This window comes from Gammaproteobacteria bacterium, from assembly GCA_030680605.1.
Lineage (GTDB): Bacteria > Pseudomonadota > Gammaproteobacteria > SURF-13 > SURF-13 > JAQBXX01.
This window is the reverse complement of record JAUXUQ010000001.1, coordinates 141,120-156,240: the sequence shown is the minus strand read 5'-3', so window position 1 is coordinate 156,240 and position 15,121 is coordinate 141,120. Positions and strand designations below refer to the sequence as shown.

Here is a 15,121-nt window from a genome sequence, read left to right as displayed (position 1 = left end):
TTCAAGGTGCCTGACAAAAGATCAGTAACTAATTGTTTTGGCTGGTGCCCGGGGCCGGGGTCGAACCGGCACAGCCGTAAGGCCGAGGGATTTTAAGTCCCTTGCGTCTACCAATTTCGCCACCCGGGCTTTATGGTGAGCAGTATACAACTGTACAGGATCGCCTGCCGGATGGGCAGACCAGCGCCTGACTACGCTGGCTACCTGGACCATGGCTTGAAGGGGAACTGCGTGCACCGAGGAAGTTGGAGGCTGAGGTCGGAATCGAACCGGCGTACGCGGCTTTGCAGGCCGCTGCATGACCACTCTGCCACCCAGCCGTGACGTGTTCCAGGCAGAGTAAGGCCTGTAAACCATCAAATCATGGAGCGGGAAACGAGATTCGAACTCGCGACCCCAACCTTGGCAAGGTTGTGCTCTACCACTGAGCTATTCCCGCGTCAATGAAGCTCGCTATTGTAACCGGCGTGCACCTGCTGTCAAGAAAAGGTAGCGATCAGCCTGCTTTCAGGCTGCGCCAGGCCGCATGCAAATAGACCAGCATGGACCAGAGGGTCAGCCCTGCTGCCAGATACAGCAACACCAGCCCTGCCGGGTAGACAGGAAGCCCTGCCAGGGGGCTACGGTAGAGTAGTAACACCAAGGCCAGCATCTGGGCGATGGTCTTGAGTTTCCCTATCATCGATACCGCAACGGAGGTACGCTGACCCAGTTCGGCCATCCACTCCCGCAGGGCAGAAATGGCGATCTCACGGCCGATGATGACAGCAGCGGGAATGGCGAGCCAGGGGGTGGGGTCGGTCTGCACCAGCAGGATGAGGGCGACCGCGACCATGAGCTTGTCTGCTACCGGGTCGAGGAAGGTACCGAGGGCCGATATCTGCCCCAGCCTGCGTGCGAGGTAGCCGTCGAGGATATCCGTGATGGCCGCCAGGGCAAAAATGGCCGCGCTTACCATGCGGGCGCCTTCAAAGGGCAGGTAAAAGACCAGTACGAATACCGGTATCAGGCCGATGCGCATGAAGGTCAGAATATTGGGCAGGTTCACATCACACCTCAGTGGAATACGTCATAGATTTTTTGTGCCAGTTGCTTGCTGATGCCGGGCACGTGGCTGAGGTCATCTACACCTGCCCGGGCCAGCCCTTGCAGCCCGCCGAACTGGCTCAGCAGCACGCGCCGCCGGCGTGGGCCTATGCCGGGTATCCCCTCCAGCGCCGAGGTGGTGCGCGTTTTGCCCCGCTGCTGGCGATGACCGGTGATGGCAAAGCGGTGCGCCTCATCACGCAGTTGCTGAATCAGGTGCAGGGCCGGTGCATCGGGGGCCAGCCGCAGTGGGGTGCGCCGGTTGGGCAGCAGCAGGGATTCCAGCCCGGGCTTGCGCCCCTCCCCCTTGGCTACGCCCACAACCGTCACGTCGGTGATCTGGAGCTCCTTGAGTACATTCACGGCCTCGGCCAGATGTCCTTTGCCGCCGTCGATAAACAGTATATCAGGTGGCGTGCCCTCACCCTGGGCCAGCCGTGTATAGCGGCGCAGCAGGGCCTGCTGCATGGCGGCGTAGTCGTCACCGGGGGTAATGCCCTCGATGTTAAACCGCCGGTAGGCGGACTTCAGCGGCCCCTGGCCATCAAACACAACGCAGGAAGCCACGGTGGCCTCCCCTTGGGTGTGGCTGATATCAAAGCATTCGATGCGCTGCGGGGTTTGTTTGAGCTGCAAGGCGGTACGCAATGCCTCAAAGCGTTCGCTCAGGTGGCCTTTGCTGGCCAGTTGTTGTGCCAACGCCTGCTCGGCGTTGGTGAGGGCCAGCTGCAGCCAGCGTGCCCGCTCACCGCGCACACGGCTCGAAAGGGTCACGCGTCGCCCGGAACGGGCGCTCAGGGCCTGCTGCACGAGATCTGCGTCCTCCACGGCCGGTAGCGTGATGATGCCGCCGGGGATGATCTGTTGCCCGTCACCGGCGCTTGTCTCGCCCGCGAGATAATACTGGGGCAGGAAGGCGGCAAGCAGTTCGGCCGCCGTGGCGCCCGCAGGCAGACGCGGGAAAAAGGCCTTGTTGCCGAGTGCGCGGCCGGCACGGATAAAAAACAGTTCGACACAGCCCACGCCATTTTTTACCAACGCCGCAATCACATCGAGATCGCCCTTCTCACCGCTGACATACTGATGCTCCTGTACCTGTTTCAGATGAGTAATCTGGTCGCGGTAGTGTGCCGCCTGCTCAAACTCCATCCGGGTCGCGGCTGCTTCCATGCGTGTTGCCAGTTCGCTGATGACCTCGTGGTTTTTGCCTTGCAGAAACATGGTTGTGTGGCGCACGTCCTCGGCATAGTCCTCTTTACTTATCAGACCGACGCAGGGGCCGGTGCAGCGCTTGATCTGGTGTTGCAGGCAGGGTCGTGAACGATTGCGGTAGAAGCTGTCCTCACACTGGCGCACCTGAAACAGCTTTTGCAGCAAATGCAGACTCTCTCTCGCGCCAAGCGCACTGGGATAAGGGCCAAAATAACGCCCCGCTGCACGCCGCGCACCCCGGTGCAATGCGAGGCGCGGGTATTCATGCTTGTCGGAGAGAAATATGTACGGGTAGCTTTTGTCGTCACGCAGCAGGATGTTGTAACGTGGCTTGAGCGACTTGATGAGGGTGCTTTCCAGTATCAGTGCTTCGGTCTCCGTGTGGGTAACGGTGATCTCTATGCCTTGTATGTGTGCCACCATGGCCTGGGTTTTTGCAGTATGCGGCGTTACGGCTTGGCTGCGAAAATAGCTGGTGAGGCGCTGTTTAAGATTGCGTGCCTTACCTACATACAATACCCCGCCGCTAGCATCGAGCATGCGGTAGACGCCGGGCCTGTTGGTGACGCTCTTGAGAAATGCGCGCGCATCGAAGGCAGTGGGTGTGTTTGCCATGGCGGCGGCAGGCTCAGGCCGGGGGCCAGATTCCACGCGTATTACTACCCATAAATAACATTAGAATATTATTATAACTATTTATAATTTATAGTAAAATACAGAAAATAACCCGTGCTGATCGCCAAACGGCACGTATCAGGTGAACACACCGCAAAGACCATTACGGCGCCGACAATTGCAGCCTATAATCATCGCACTCTAACACTTGGAATTAAAGCATGAAGATCGCCGCCTCCTCTGTCCGCCCTAATACCTTGCTCGACTATCAGGGCCGACTCTGGCGCGTGTCACGCGTTGAGCACGTCAAGCCCGGCAAGGGTGGAGCCTTCGCTCAAGTGGAGATGAAGGACATTGAGGCAGGTACAAAGCTGAATGAGCGGTTTCGCGCCGAGGATAAGGTGGACGAGGTTGATCTGGAGGCCCGCAAAATGGCGTATTCCTACGAAGAAAATGACGTGCTGGTGTTTATGGACAATGAGAGTTTTGAGCAGATCAGTGTGCCCATGGAATTCATGGGGCAGCAAGTCGGATACTTGCTGCCCTCCACCGAGGTGCAGGTCAGGCTTTATAACGAGCGGTTGGTCTCCATAGAGCTGCCACCCAATGTCATCCTGCAGGTGGTCGAGGCGGATCCCGTGGTCAAGGGCCAGAGCGCAACCAGTTCTTATAAGCATGCGAAACTTGAGACGGGGCTGAACGTACTGGTGCCGCAGTTCGTCGATGTAGGTGACCGCATCAAGGTCAATACCGGGAGTGGCGAGTATGTCGAGCGCGCAGGCTGAGCCGGGGTTCAGCGGCGCTTGTCAAAATGTGCCTTGAGGTCGTAGCGGTAGATGAAGCCAGGCAGTGCAAGCACCAGGAATACAAAGAAGTTGATGGCGTAGAACTCCCATGTCTGGCCATGGTGTTTTCCGGTAAGCTTTAGCTCCAGCCCCATGGCTATAAACCCCACTGCGAAATACAGTGCAAGCCACTCGAGCAGACGCATCCAGGGACTTTTGACGCCATTTTTGGGTGTGAACATAAAGAATACGCGTTCGCTCAACCACGGCAGATTGGCTGCAACCACCGCCAGTAGCAGCAATACCCAGATGAATGCAGTGCTGGCTGCCATCAGGGATTAAATACCGTAATGCAGAGCGCCAGCAAGCTGCCGGGGAACAGTCCCAGCCCAAGTATGGCGAGCCCATTCAGGCTCATGGCTACACGCATGTCTAAGCCAGCCACTACGGGTGTCATGTCATCGGACTGATCAAAGTACATCAGCTTGATGATGCGCAGGTAGTAGTAGGCACCAATGACCGAGAATATCACGGCAACCACGGCCAGCCACAGCAGGTCAGCATCGACCACTGCCTGCAGCACCGCCAGCTTGGCATAAAATCCGACGGTGGGTGGCACCCCCGCCATCGAAAACATCAGGATGAGCATCATGAACGCGAACCATGGGCTGCGCTGGTTGAGGGCCTTGAAATCATCGAGTTTATCCGCCTCAAAACCTGCACGTGAAAGCAGAATGATCATGCCGAAGCCACCCATGCTCATAAGCGCATAAACTATGACATAAAACATCGATGCAGAGTAGCCGTTCAGCGTACCGCTCAGTATCCCCAGCAACAGAAAGCCGACATGCGCGATGGTGGAGTACGCCAGCATGCGCTTGATGTTGGTTTGCGCAATTGCAATGATGTTGCCGGCAGCAATGGTGAGCACGGCCACGATAATCAGCATATCCTGCCACTGGGTATGCAGCTCACCCAGGCCATCCACCAGCAGCCGCATCAGCATGGCGAAGGCGGCAATTTTGGGCGCTGTGCCTATGAATAGCGTCACCGACGTCGGTGCACCGTGATAGACATCCGGCACCCACATATGGAAAGGTACAGCACCAAGCTTGAACAGCAACCCGACCAGTACAAACACCAGGGCGAATACCAGCACGATGGAAGGTTTTGCCGGATCCTGTTCGCTGAGCAGTGCGTTGATGGCAGCGATATCAAGGCTGCCGCTGACACCGTACAACATCGACATTCCATAGAGCAGGATGCCTGAGGCGAGCGCGCCCAGCACGAAGTACTTCATCGCTGCTTCCGAGGCGACTACGGAGTCACGTTGCAGCGCCACCATGGTGTAGAGCGACAGTGAAAGCAGCTCCAGGCCAAGGTAGAGGGTGAGCAGGCTGTGGGCGGATACCAGCACCATCATGCCGAGGGTGGCAAACAGCGCCAGCACAAAGTACTCGCCCTGATAAAGCTGGCGTGATTTCAGATAGTCACGTGAGTAGATAAATACGACGAACGTAATAAGATAAATGAAGAGCTTAAGTACCACGGACATACCGTCGCTGATAAACATCCCACTGAATGTCAGTGTTGATTCGCTACTGGCCTGGCCAAGGGTCAACAGGGCGGCAACAATCAGCGTCAGCTGGGCCAGCACATAGGTGACCATGCGGTTACGCTCGGACAGAAAGGCATCGATCACCAGAATGATGCTGGCCATGCCGAGGACGAACATCTCGGGGATGGCGGGTGCGAAATCAGGGGCAGTGAATGGCATGACCGATGTGCCTCTACAGTTTCGAATGCATCATGAGTTGCAGCAGGTTCTGCATCGTGGGATGCATGATGTCCAGCAGTGGCGCAGGCCAGATGCCTACCAGCAGTACGGCGCCAGCCAGCACACCGAGTACCAGCGCCTCGCGGGCATTAATATCCTTGAGCCCTGCTACACCGTCATTGGCTATCTCGCCGAAAATAACACGCTTGACCATCCACAGGGTATAGGCCGCACCCAGAACCAGCGTCAGACCGGCGAGCAGTGCGTACCAGAAGTTTGCCTTGAATGCGCTGAGTATCACCATAAATTCGCCGACAAAACCCGAGGTGCCAGGCAGCCCTGCGTTGGCCAGCGCAAACAGCACCATCAGCGAGGCGAAGACCGGCATGGTGTTGGCCACGCCGCCATAAGCACTGATCTCACGGCTGTGCATACGGTCGTACAATACGCCTACGCAGAGGAACAGCGCGCCTGAAACAAACCCGTGCGATATCATCTGCACCAGCGCACCTTCCAGGCCCATGATGGCCCCTTGTGTGGAGCCCGTGCGTTGCAGGATATCGAAGGCGATAAAGAAACCCAGCGTCACAAACCCCATGTGGGAGATGGATGAGTAGGCAATGAGTTTTTTCATATCCTTCTGTGCCAGTGCGACAAAACCAATATAGACAATGGCAATCAGGGACAGCAGGATCATGAACCAGTCCAGTTCCCGGCTGGCGTCGGGTGTAATCGGCAGGCTGAAGCGCAGAAAACCGTAGGCGCCCATCTTCAGCATGATGGCGGCAAGTACTACCGATCCGCCGGTAGGTGCCTCGACGTGGGCGTCCGGTAGCCAGGTATGCACCGGCCACATGGGCACCTTGACCGCAAAGGCAACCAGGAAGGCTATGAAAATGAGGGTCTGTGCAGTCATGCCGATCTGCAGCTGGTGCATATCCAGTATGCCGAAACTGCCCCCGGCAAAGTACAGGTACAGGAATGCTACCAACATCAGTACCGAGCCGAGAAAGGTATATAAAAAGAACTTGATCGAGGCATACACCCGCTTGGGCCCGCCCCAGATACCAATGATCAGAAACATCGGTATCAGCATAGCTTCCCAGAAAACATAAAACAGGATGGCATCCAGGGCAGCGAAGACACCGATCATCAGCCCTTCCATGATCAGGAAGGCAGCCATGTACTGGGCCAGCTTGTAGTTGATGACCTCCCAGCCTGCTATGACGACCAATACGGTGATGAAGCTCGTCAGAAGTATCAGCGGCAGGCTGATACCGTCAATACCGAGATGGTAACGAATATCAAATGTGGGTATCCAGTTGGCCTGCTCGACAAACTGCATGGCATGCGTAGTGGCGTCGAACTGCGTATACAGCGGGAGGGTGACAACAAGGGTAAGTAGTGAGGTCAGCAGCGCCAGCACACGCGTGAACTGTATGCGCGCCTCACTTGCAGTAGCAAGCACCAGCAAGCCACCCAGGATGGGCAGCCAGACGGCCAGGCTTAGTAATGGAAACTCTGCCAACATATGACCGCCTTAGATAAAGAGTGGCCAGCCGAGCAGCAACAGCAGCCCGATAATGATGGCAAAGGCATAATGGTACAAATAGCCGGTTTGCACGTGGCGCACTACCGAAGAGAACCAGCCGACGGCACGCGCCGTGCCGTTCACCATGACGCCATCGACAACGGTAACATCGCCGGTCTGCCAGAGCAGACGGCCAAACCAACGCCCTCCCCCTGCGAAAACGGTGTCGTTAAAGTCGTCGAACCCATACTTGTTGTCCAGCACCCGATACAGCATGGAAAAACGCTGCTTGATCCTGTCTGGCAGATCGGGTCGCTTCAGGTAGAGAAACCAGGCCACTGCTATGCCAGCGAAGGCCAGCCAGACAGGTGGCTGGGTCAGGGCATGCAGCGTAAAGGCCAGCACGCCATGGTAGTCGGCACCGATCTGTTTCAGCACGTCATGCTGGGGCAATACAAAAAGTGATTCGCCGAAAAACTCTCCGAACAGCATCGGGCCCAGGTAGATGGCGCCGATGATGACTGACGGGATGGCAAGCGCGATCAGCGGCAGGATTACTACAGCCGGGCTCTCATGCACATGTTCGCGCGTGTGCGTGTCAAGGCGTGATTCGCCATGGAATACCAGAAACAGCAGGCGGAAGCTGTATAGCGCAGTAATGAATACACCTACCAGAATCGCTACATAGGCGATACCCGCGCCCGCCAGCTGTGAGGCATGTACCGCCTCCAGGATGGCATCCTTGGAGAAGAAACCCGCGAAGCCGGGGAAGCCAATTAACGCCAGCGTACCTATCAGGAAGGTCGCGTAGGTGACGGGAAGATGCTTCCTCAAGCCGCCCATTTTGCGGATGTCCTGCTCGTGGTGCAGGGCAAGGATGACAGAGCCTGCGGCCAGAAACAGCAGGGCCTTGAAGAAGGCGTGGGTCATAAGATGGAACAGCGCGCCTGCGTAGGCTGAGGCTCCGAGCGCCACTGTCATGTATCCCAGCTGTGAGAGTGTGGAATAGGCAACCACACGCTTGATGTCATTCTGCACGATGCCGAGCAGGCCCATGAAGAGCGCCGTGGTCGCCCCAATCAACAGCACGACGGTGAGTGCTGTTTCAGAGAACTCGAACAAAGGCGACATGCGGGCTACCATGAAAATACCCGCCGTGACCATGGTGGCTGCGTGTATCAGGGCTGAAATAGGTGTCGGGCCTTCCATGGAGTCTGGTAACCAGACATGCAGCGGCACCTGCGCCGATTTGCCCATGGCGCCAATGAACAGCAGAATGCAGATCACAGTCATCAACGACCATTCATGGCCGGCAATCAGTTCTATGCTCTCACCGGCCAGTTGCGGTGCCGCGCCGAATACCTGGGCGTAATCGAGCGTGTTGAAATACATCAGTATGGCAGCGATACCCAGCAGGAAGCCCAGATCACCTACGCGGTTTACCAGAAAGGCCTTGAGATTGGCGTAGATTGCCGTTTCGCGCTTGAACCAGAAACCAATCAGCAGGTAGGAAACCAGTCCTACAGCCTCCCAGCCGAAAAACAGCTGCAGGAAGTTATTGGACATGACCAGCATCAGCATGGAGAAGGTAAACAATGCGATGTAGCAGAAGAAGCGCTGATAGCCTGGATCGTCGTGCATGTAGCCGATGGTGTAGATGTGCACCATCAAGGAGACGAAGGTCACCACAACGATCATCATGGCGGTCAGCTGATCGACCAGAAAACCAATCTCGAATTTGATGCCGTCGCTCACCATCCAGATGTAGATCGCCTCGTTGAATATTGGCGCACCATCCAGGATGATGTGCTTGAAAACCAGCAGTGAAAGTATGAAGGAGATGGCGACACCGAGCGTGGTCACCCAGTGGGCGGCGCTGCGGCCTATCTGTTTGCCAAACAGGCCGGCGATGATTGCGCCGATCAGAGGCGCCAGCACGATACCGAGATAGACGTTTTTCATCCGCTACCCCTTCAGGCTGCCGATGTCTTCGACATTGATGGCGCGCCGATTACGGAACAGCACCACCAGTATTGCCAACCCTATGGCGGACTCCGCAGCAGCCACGGTAAGTATGAAAAATACAAAAATCTGCCCGGCATCGTCACCCAGATAGTGCGAGAAGGCGACAAAATTCATGTTGACGGCAAGTAACATGAGCTCGATGGCCATCAACAGGATGATGATGTTCTTACGGTTGATGAAGATGCCCGCCATGCTGATGCAGAACAGGATGGCGCCCAATATGAGGAACTCGGATAGGGCAATCATGTCCCCTGCCCTTTCTTTTCCGAAGGCATCTTGATGATCCGCACGCGGTCAGTGCTGCGCACCAGCACCTGCTGTGCCGGATCCTGTGACTTGACCTGTGGCCGACGGCGCAGGGTCAACGCTATAGCGGCGACGATGGCGACCAGCAGAATGGTGGCCGCCAGCTCAAAGGGATATACATAAACGGTATAGAGTACGTTGCCCAGCGCCTGGGTGTTGCTGTAGTCGGCAGGATGCGGCACAGGCGGCGCGATAACGTCGAGTCCGAAGTGGGCTGGGCCGACGACCAGCACCATTTCTACAACAATCAGCGTGGCTACCAGTGCCGCTACAGGCAGGTAGCGCGCAAAGCCATCGCGCAACACCGTCAGGTTGATATCCAGCATCATGATGACGAACAGGAACAGCACCATGACGGCGCCGACGTATACCAGCACCAGCGTAATCGCGAGAAACTCGGCTTCGAGCAGCAGCCAGATGGCGGCGCTGGTGAAAAACGCAAGCACCAGAAACAGCGCCGCGTACACCGGGTTGCGGACGGTAATGACCATTAGAGCTGACAGCAGCAATATGGCGGCAAAAATATAAAAAATGATGTGTTCCATGAGCGAGGCAGTTTAACTGTTTTTATGTTGGCTAGCGATAAGGCGCATCGTGGGCGCGATCAGCGGCAATGTCTTTTTCACACTTGTCCCCTATTTCGAGCAGCCTGTCCTTGGTGATGATGTGATCGCCACGCTTTTCGAAGTGATATTCGAATATGCGTGTCTCTACGATGGCGTCGACGGGGCACGACTCCTCACAGAAACCGCAGTAAATACACTTGAACAGGTCGATATCGTAACGGGTTGTGCGGCGGGTGCCGTCACTGCGTTCCGCTGTCTCTATGGTGATGCAGGCGGCCGGACATACGGCTTCACACAGCTTGCAGCCAATGCAACGCTCCTCTCCGTTCGGATAGCGTCGCAGCGCATGCAGGCCACGGAAACGCGGCGACATGGGAGTCTTCTCTTCCGGGTACTGTACCGTGATTTTTTTGCCAAACAGGTACCTGCCGGTCAGCCTCAGGCCACCCAGCAGTTCCCACAGGAAAAGACTCTTGATGTAATTGAATGCGGTTTTCATCAGTATCAGTCGAACCACCACGGCAGTTCGTATAGAACGGCGGCAGCCACTACAATCAGCCATGCAATCGTGATTGGGATAAATATCTTCCAGCCCAGCCGCATGATCTGGTCATAACGATAACGCGGGAAGGTGGCGCGGAACCACAGGAACAGGAACAACAGTACTGAAATCTTGAGCAACAGCCAAACCATGCCCGGTACCCAGGCGAACAGGCCCTCCAGAACCGGTATGCCCTGAAACGGTGACAGCCACCCACCCAGAAACATGAGGGCGGCCAACGCGGACACCAGAATCATGTTGGCGTATTCGGCAAGGAAAAATACCGCAAACGTCATGCCGGAGTACTCGACGTGAAATCCTGCGACGATTTCTGATTCTCCTTCTGCAACGTCGAAGGGTGCGCGATTGGTCTCGGCAACGCCGGCAATAAAATAAACAAGAAACAACGGTAGCAGCGGCAGCCAGAACCAGTGCGCTACGCTGCCTGCCTGTGACCGTACGATGTCGCCCAGATTGAGACTGCCTGCTGCAAGCAGTACGCCGACCAGTGCGAAGCCCATGGCGATTTCATAGGAGACAATCTGTGCCGCAGAGCGGAGTGCGCCGAGAAAGGCATATTTTGAGTTGGAAGCCCAGCCAGCGATGATGACGCCGTAAACACCCATGGAGGTGATGGCCATGATGTACAGCAGGCCGGCGTTGATATCAGAAAGCACCATGCCTTCATCAAATGGGATCACCGCCCACGCAATAAGCGCCGGTGCAAGTGTCAGGATAGGCCCGATGATAAACAGCGAGCGATTCGCCCCGGTGGGAATGATGACTTCCTTCATCAGGAGCTTGATGCCGTCGGCAATCGGTTGCAGCAGGCCGCGCGGGCCTACCCGGTTAGGCCCAATGCGTGCCTGGATATAACCGATGACTTTGCGCTCTGCCAGCGTAAGGTAAGCAACAGCGAGCGACAACGGAATCACGATCGTCAATATCTTGATGACGATCTGTAGTGTGAGGGGCGTGGCGGCCCAAAGTGTGGTCACTAATTCCATCTAGGCGGCTGGGCTGCTAAGCCCTCTCCAGTTCAACCGGGCCGAATGCGGACCCCAGTGTACTGCTGCCGGCGAGTCCGGCCGGTATCCGCACACACCGGTCTGGCACGCGTGCATCCAGTACGATAGGCAGACGTGCCCGCATGTCACCTTGGCGAGCTTGCACAAACTGTCCTTCGACGATGCTCAGTTGTGCGGCAAGCTGTGCATTGACGTAGGCTGCAGCGGGTCGCGCATCATGTGTCTGTTGCAGTGCAGTGGCGCGACGTATCAAGGCATCCACAGCGTACATCGGCACATCACCGATACGCATCAATGTGCTGTCGGCAGCGGGTAATGACTGTATTGTGGCCCTGACCCCGACGGCGCCCCTGGATGCTTGCCGGGTGGTGGCGTGTTTCACTTCCTCGGTAACTTCCTGGCAGGTGACATACTCAAAGCCATCGGCATTGAGCAGGTTGCCGAGCACACGCAGGATTTTCCATGCAGGTCTGGCCTCGCCCAGGGCGTTGACAGCGGCTTCAAAGCTTTGCCAGCGACCTTCTGCATTGACAAATGTACCCGCAGTTTCGGTAAACGGCACGGCAGGCAGCATGACGTTGGCATAGTTGTCCATGGAGGCGCTTCTGAATGCCGTCAGCGCGACCACAAAGTCCGCGCTGGTCACTGCCTGCATGGCACGCGTGGGGTCAGCACAGTCGTACTCCGGCTCAACAGACAGCAGAAGATAGGCCTTTAATTTCGCCGCCAGCATGCCCTGTGCATCCAGACCTGTTTGCGCGGCAGGCACACCCCCTGCTTCGCGGTGCGGCAGCATCCCAGCGATCCATGCGCCAGCACTGTTGCCCGCTTCCGGCAGCATGCCAAAGCCGCTGCAGCTCAACTCGGCAACCAGCTGGCCCAGGCTCTCGAGCAGGGAGAATTGCGGGTGCGCGCTGGCGATATTGCCAAGCAGCACTACACTTTTATCTGCGTCCCTGAGATTATGGGCAATGGCGAGATGGGTGGCGTCGACCTGAATATCAGTCAGCATGGATGTTAGCGTCTTGTCAGGTGCAGCCGCATCTTTCAGCAATACCTTTGCAATGCCAGCGAGTGCATGCACCATGCCGACAGGGTCGGTAACGATTTTTTCCGCCACCGGGAAACTCATCTCGTAGTCCAGCGGGTTGAGCAGCATGAGGCGCCCGCCTCGAAGGGCGGCCTTGCGCATGCGCAGTGCAGCGATGGGCTGTTCCTTGCGTACGTTAGAGCCTATCAGCAATGCGGCATCAAGCTGTTCAAGGTCTGCGATACTGCAGTTGAGAGCGGGATGCAGTGGGGCATTGTTCTGGCCGCTGAAGTCAGTCTGGCGCAGGCGATGATCAATGTTGCTCGAGCCCAGTGCGCGCATCAGCTTTTGCAGCAGATACATCTCTTCCAGGGTGGCGATTGGGCTGGCCAGTGCGCCGATCTGCGCTGCACCCTGTGACTCGGCAATGTGTTTCAGTCCTTCCACCGTGGCTTCGAGGGCCGTTGCCCAGTCGGTTTCGTGCCAGATGCCGTTGCGCTTGATCATGGGCGCACGCAGGCGGTCATCACTGTCCAGTCCCTGATAACTGAACCGGTCACGGTCAGAAATCCAGGTCTCATTGGTCTCTTCATTCTCGCGCGGGACGACACGCATGACCTGGTTGTCGCGCACATGCACGTACAGCCCGGAGCCTATCGAGTCATGCGGTGCAATGGTGGGGCGTTGCGACATCTCCCATGCTCGTGCAGCAAAGCGCGACGGTTTTGCAGTCAATGCTCCTACCGGGCACAGGTCGATAACATTGCCCGACACCTCGGATACCAGGCTTTTTTCGATATAGGTGCCGATTTCCATGTGCTCGCCCCGCCCTGTTGCACCGAGCTCCATGATGCCCGCGATCTCCTGTCCAAAGCGAACGCAGCGAGTGCAGTGGATGCAGCGCGTCATGTCGGTAGAAATAAGCGGTCCGATATCCTTATCCTTTACTACACGTTTCTTTTCCTGGTAGCGCGACACGCCAGGCCCGTAACCCATGGCGACTTCCTGTAGCTCACACTCGCCGCCCTGATCGCAGATCGGGCAGTCGAGCGGATGATTGATGAGCAGAAACTCCATCACGCCCTTTTGCGCCATGATGGCCTTGGGCGAGTGGGTGAGAATCTTCATGCCATCGGTGACCGGGGTAGCACATGCAGGCAGCGGTTTCGCGGCCTTGTCGACATCCACCAGGCACATACGGCAGTTGGCCGCAATCGAAAGCTTTTTGTGGTAGCAGAAGCGCGGAATCGGAATGCCCGCCTCATCCGAGGCCTCGATGATCATGCTGCCATCGCGAACCTGCATCAGCTTGCCGTTGATTTCAATCGTAGCCATGTGAAAAACTCAGTGCGTGCCCGGCAGACAACTGCGGTGCGCGACGTGGTGTTCAAACTCTGCCCGGAAGTGTTTTATGAAGCTCATTACCGGCAGGGCTGCCGCATCGCCCAAGGCGCAGATGGTGCGGCCCTCTATTTTGTTGGCGACGTCCACCAGCAAGTCCATGTCCTCATGTTTGCCGTTGCCATGCTCGATACGGTGAACGACGCGTGACAGCCAACCAGTGCCTTCCCGGCAGGGTGTGCATTGTCCGCAGGATTCTTCGTAATAAAAATGGGAGATGCGCGACAGTGCACGCACCATGCAGGTAGTTTCATCCATCACGATTACCGAACCGGCGCCGAGCATGGAACCTGCCTTGGAGAGGGACTCATAGTCCATATTGAGACCCATGATGGTTTCCCCCGGTAATACGGGTACCGAGGTACCCCCGGGAATGACAGCCTTGAGTTTACGGCCTTCGAGCATGCCGCCCGCCAATTTCAGCAATTCTGAGAACGGTGTGCCTAGCGGCACCTCGTAGTTGCCAGGCTTGTTCACATGGCCGGAAACGGAAAATATCTTGGGGCCGCCGTTGTTGGGTTTGCCGATCTCGAGAAACCATTGGCCGCTGTTGCGCATGATCAAAGGAATCGAGGCCAGTGTTTCGGTATTGTTGACGATAGTAGGCCGGCCATACAGCCCAAAGCTTGCCGGAAACGGGGGTTTGAATCGGGGCAGGCCTTTCTTGCCTTCCAGTGATTCAAGCAAGGCTGTTTCTTCGCCGCAAATATAGGCGCCCGCGCCCATATGCGAATGCAGCTGGAAATTTACCCCGGAGCCGAGGATATTTTCACCCAGCAAGCCTGCGGCACGGGCTTCGTCGAGCGCTGCTTCGAACCGCTCATAGGGTTCATGGAACTCGCCGCGCATGTAATTGTAGCCAACCGTGGCGCCGATGGTATAGGCGGCTATCGCCATCCCTTCGATCAGGGCATGCGGGTTATAACGCAGAATATCCCGATCCTTGAAGGTGCCGGGTTCGCCTTCGTCTGAATTGCATACAATATATTTCTGGCCCGGTGCATTGCGTGCCATGAAGCTCCACTTCAGGCCGGTGGGGAACCCTGCCCCACCCCGCCCACGTAGCGCGGACTTTTTGACTTCGCTGATGATTTCATCGGGCGGCGTGTGCTCGCTCAGAATCCGCTTAAGCGCCTCATAGCCGCCCGTACTCTGATAGGTTTTCAGGGTCCAGGGCTGCTCAAGATGCAGATTTTGAAAGCAGACTTCGTTGGCCAT

The 15,121-nt window shown here is 56.8% G+C and carries 13 protein-coding genes and 3 tRNA genes; 1 reads left to right on the top strand and 15 read right to left on the bottom strand.

The features are described from left to right. Positions 1–42: 42 nt before the first annotated feature. The 5 genes from Q8L89_00770 to uvrC all read right to left on the bottom strand — a co-directional run bounded on the left by Q8L89_00770 (position 43) and on the right by uvrC (position 2,913). A tRNA-Leu gene (locus Q8L89_00770) sits at positions 43–129 on the bottom strand. 117 nt (positions 130–246) lie between these two features. Beyond that, positions 247–320, bottom strand: a tRNA-Cys gene (locus Q8L89_00765). A 44-nt stretch (positions 321–364) separates the two neighbouring features. After that, a tRNA-Gly gene (locus tag Q8L89_00760) sits at positions 365–439 on the bottom strand. Positions 440–496: 57 nt separating this feature from the next. After that, positions 497–1,048 carry a CDP-diacylglycerol--glycerol-3-phosphate 3-phosphatidyltransferase gene (gene pgsA, locus Q8L89_00755; GenBank protein MDP1707599.1) on the bottom strand — a complete coding sequence of 184 codons (552 nt, stop codon included), beginning with the start codon at positions 1,046–1,048 and terminating at the stop codon, positions 497–499. An 8-nt stretch (positions 1,049–1,056) separates the two neighbouring features. Beyond that, positions 1,057–2,913: an excinuclease ABC subunit UvrC gene (gene uvrC, locus Q8L89_00750; GenBank protein ID MDP1707598.1), complete on the bottom strand. Its 1,857-nt coding sequence runs from the start codon at positions 2,911–2,913 to the stop codon at positions 1,057–1,059. A 221-nt stretch (positions 2,914–3,134) separates the two neighbouring features. Here uvrC and efp point away from each other — a divergent pair, with 221 nt between their 5' ends. Next, on the top strand, positions 3,135–3,698 hold the full coding sequence (gene efp, locus Q8L89_00745; protein ID MDP1707597.1) for an elongation factor P: 564 nt from the start codon (positions 3,135–3,137) through the stop codon (positions 3,696–3,698). A gap of 8 nt (positions 3,699–3,706) precedes the next feature. On the opposite strand, the gene Q8L89_00740 is transcribed toward efp, so the two are convergent. From Q8L89_00740 to nuoF, 10 genes are read right to left on the bottom strand one after another with little or no spacing between them, the layout of a single operon-like run. After that, positions 3,707–4,030, bottom strand: coding sequence for a DUF2818 family protein (locus tag Q8L89_00740; protein MDP1707596.1), 324 nt, complete (start codon positions 4,028–4,030; stop codon positions 3,707–3,709). Continuing rightward, a complete protein-coding gene (gene nuoN / locus Q8L89_00735; GenBank protein MDP1707595.1) occupies positions 4,030–5,475 on the bottom strand; it encodes an NADH-quinone oxidoreductase subunit NuoN in 1,446 nt (481 codons plus the stop codon). Before nuoN ends, Q8L89_00740 begins: the two co-directional genes overlap by 1 nt. Before the next feature lie 13 nt (positions 5,476–5,488). Then, entirely contained in the window at positions 5,489–7,006 is a 1,518-nt protein-coding gene (locus Q8L89_00730; GenBank protein MDP1707594.1) for an NADH-quinone oxidoreductase subunit M, read from the bottom strand. 9 nt (positions 7,007–7,015) lie between these two features. Beyond that, positions 7,016–8,968, bottom strand: a complete 1,953-nt coding sequence (gene nuoL / locus Q8L89_00725; GenBank protein MDP1707593.1) for an NADH-quinone oxidoreductase subunit L — start codon at positions 8,966–8,968, stop codon at positions 7,016–7,018. Between the two features lie 3 nt (positions 8,969–8,971). Next, complete coding sequence (nuoK, locus tag Q8L89_00720) at positions 8,972–9,277, bottom strand: NADH-quinone oxidoreductase subunit NuoK (protein ID MDP1707592.1); 306 nt, start codon at positions 9,275–9,277, stop codon at positions 8,972–8,974. Continuing rightward, positions 9,274–9,882 (bottom strand): NADH-quinone oxidoreductase subunit J, encoded by a 609-nt coding sequence (locus Q8L89_00715; GenBank protein MDP1707591.1) that lies wholly within the window; start codon positions 9,880–9,882, stop codon positions 9,274–9,276. Before Q8L89_00715 ends, nuoK begins: the two co-directional genes overlap by 4 nt. A gap of 31 nt (positions 9,883–9,913) precedes the next feature. Next, positions 9,914–10,402 (bottom strand): NADH-quinone oxidoreductase subunit NuoI, encoded by a 489-nt coding sequence (nuoI, locus tag Q8L89_00710; protein MDP1707590.1) that lies wholly within the window; start codon positions 10,400–10,402, stop codon positions 9,914–9,916. A 5-nt stretch (positions 10,403–10,407) separates the two neighbouring features. Continuing rightward, positions 10,408–11,451, bottom strand: coding sequence for an NADH-quinone oxidoreductase subunit NuoH (gene nuoH / locus Q8L89_00705; GenBank protein MDP1707589.1), 1,044 nt, complete (start codon positions 11,449–11,451; stop codon positions 10,408–10,410). A gap of 16 nt (positions 11,452–11,467) precedes the next feature. Beyond that, positions 11,468–13,837, bottom strand: a complete 2,370-nt coding sequence (nuoG, locus tag Q8L89_00700; protein ID MDP1707588.1) for an NADH-quinone oxidoreductase subunit NuoG — start codon at positions 13,835–13,837, stop codon at positions 11,468–11,470. A gap of 9 nt (positions 13,838–13,846) precedes the next feature. Then, positions 13,847–15,121 carry an NADH-quinone oxidoreductase subunit NuoF gene (gene nuoF / locus Q8L89_00695; GenBank protein MDP1707587.1) on the bottom strand — a complete coding sequence of 425 codons (1,275 nt, stop codon included), beginning with the start codon at positions 15,119–15,121 and terminating at the stop codon, positions 13,847–13,849.

Bases quoted from the DNA above. Each gene is read 5' to 3' on its own strand.
- nuoI (MDP1707590.1), bottom strand. From the start codon at position 10,402: ATGAAAACCGCATTCAATTACATCAAGAGTCTTTTCCTGTGGGAACTG.
- nuoH (MDP1707589.1), bottom strand. From the start codon at position 11,451: ATGGAATTAGTGACCACACTTTGGGCCGCCACGCCCCTCACACTACAG.
- Q8L89_00740 (MDP1707596.1), bottom strand. From the start codon at position 4,030: ATGGCAGCCAGCACTGCATTCATCTGGGTATTGCTGCTACTGGCGGTG.
- nuoG (MDP1707588.1), bottom strand. From the start codon at position 13,837: ATGGCTACGATTGAAATCAACGGCAAGCTGATGCAGGTTCGCGATGGC.
- nuoL (MDP1707593.1), bottom strand. From the start codon at position 8,968: ATGAAAAACGTCTATCTCGGTATCGTGCTGGCGCCTCTGATCGGCGCA.
- Q8L89_00730 (MDP1707594.1), bottom strand. From the start codon at position 7,006: ATGTTGGCAGAGTTTCCATTACTAAGCCTGGCCGTCTGGCTGCCCATC.
- nuoF (MDP1707587.1), bottom strand. From the start codon at position 15,121: ATGGCCAACGAAGTCTGCTTTCAAAATCTGCATCTTGAGCAGCCCTGG.
- nuoK (MDP1707592.1), bottom strand. From the start codon at position 9,277: ATGATTGCCCTATCCGAGTTCCTCATATTGGGCGCCATCCTGTTCTGC.
- uvrC (MDP1707598.1), bottom strand. From the start codon at position 2,913: ATGGCAAACACACCCACTGCCTTCGATGCGCGCGCATTTCTCAAGAGC.
- Q8L89_00715 (MDP1707591.1), bottom strand. From the start codon at position 9,882: ATGGAACACATCATTTTTTATATTTTTGCCGCCATATTGCTGCTGTCA.
- efp (MDP1707597.1), top strand. From the start codon at position 3,135: ATGAAGATCGCCGCCTCCTCTGTCCGCCCTAATACCTTGCTCGACTAT.
- nuoN (MDP1707595.1), bottom strand. From the start codon at position 5,475: ATGCCATTCACTGCCCCTGATTTCGCACCCGCCATCCCCGAGATGTTC.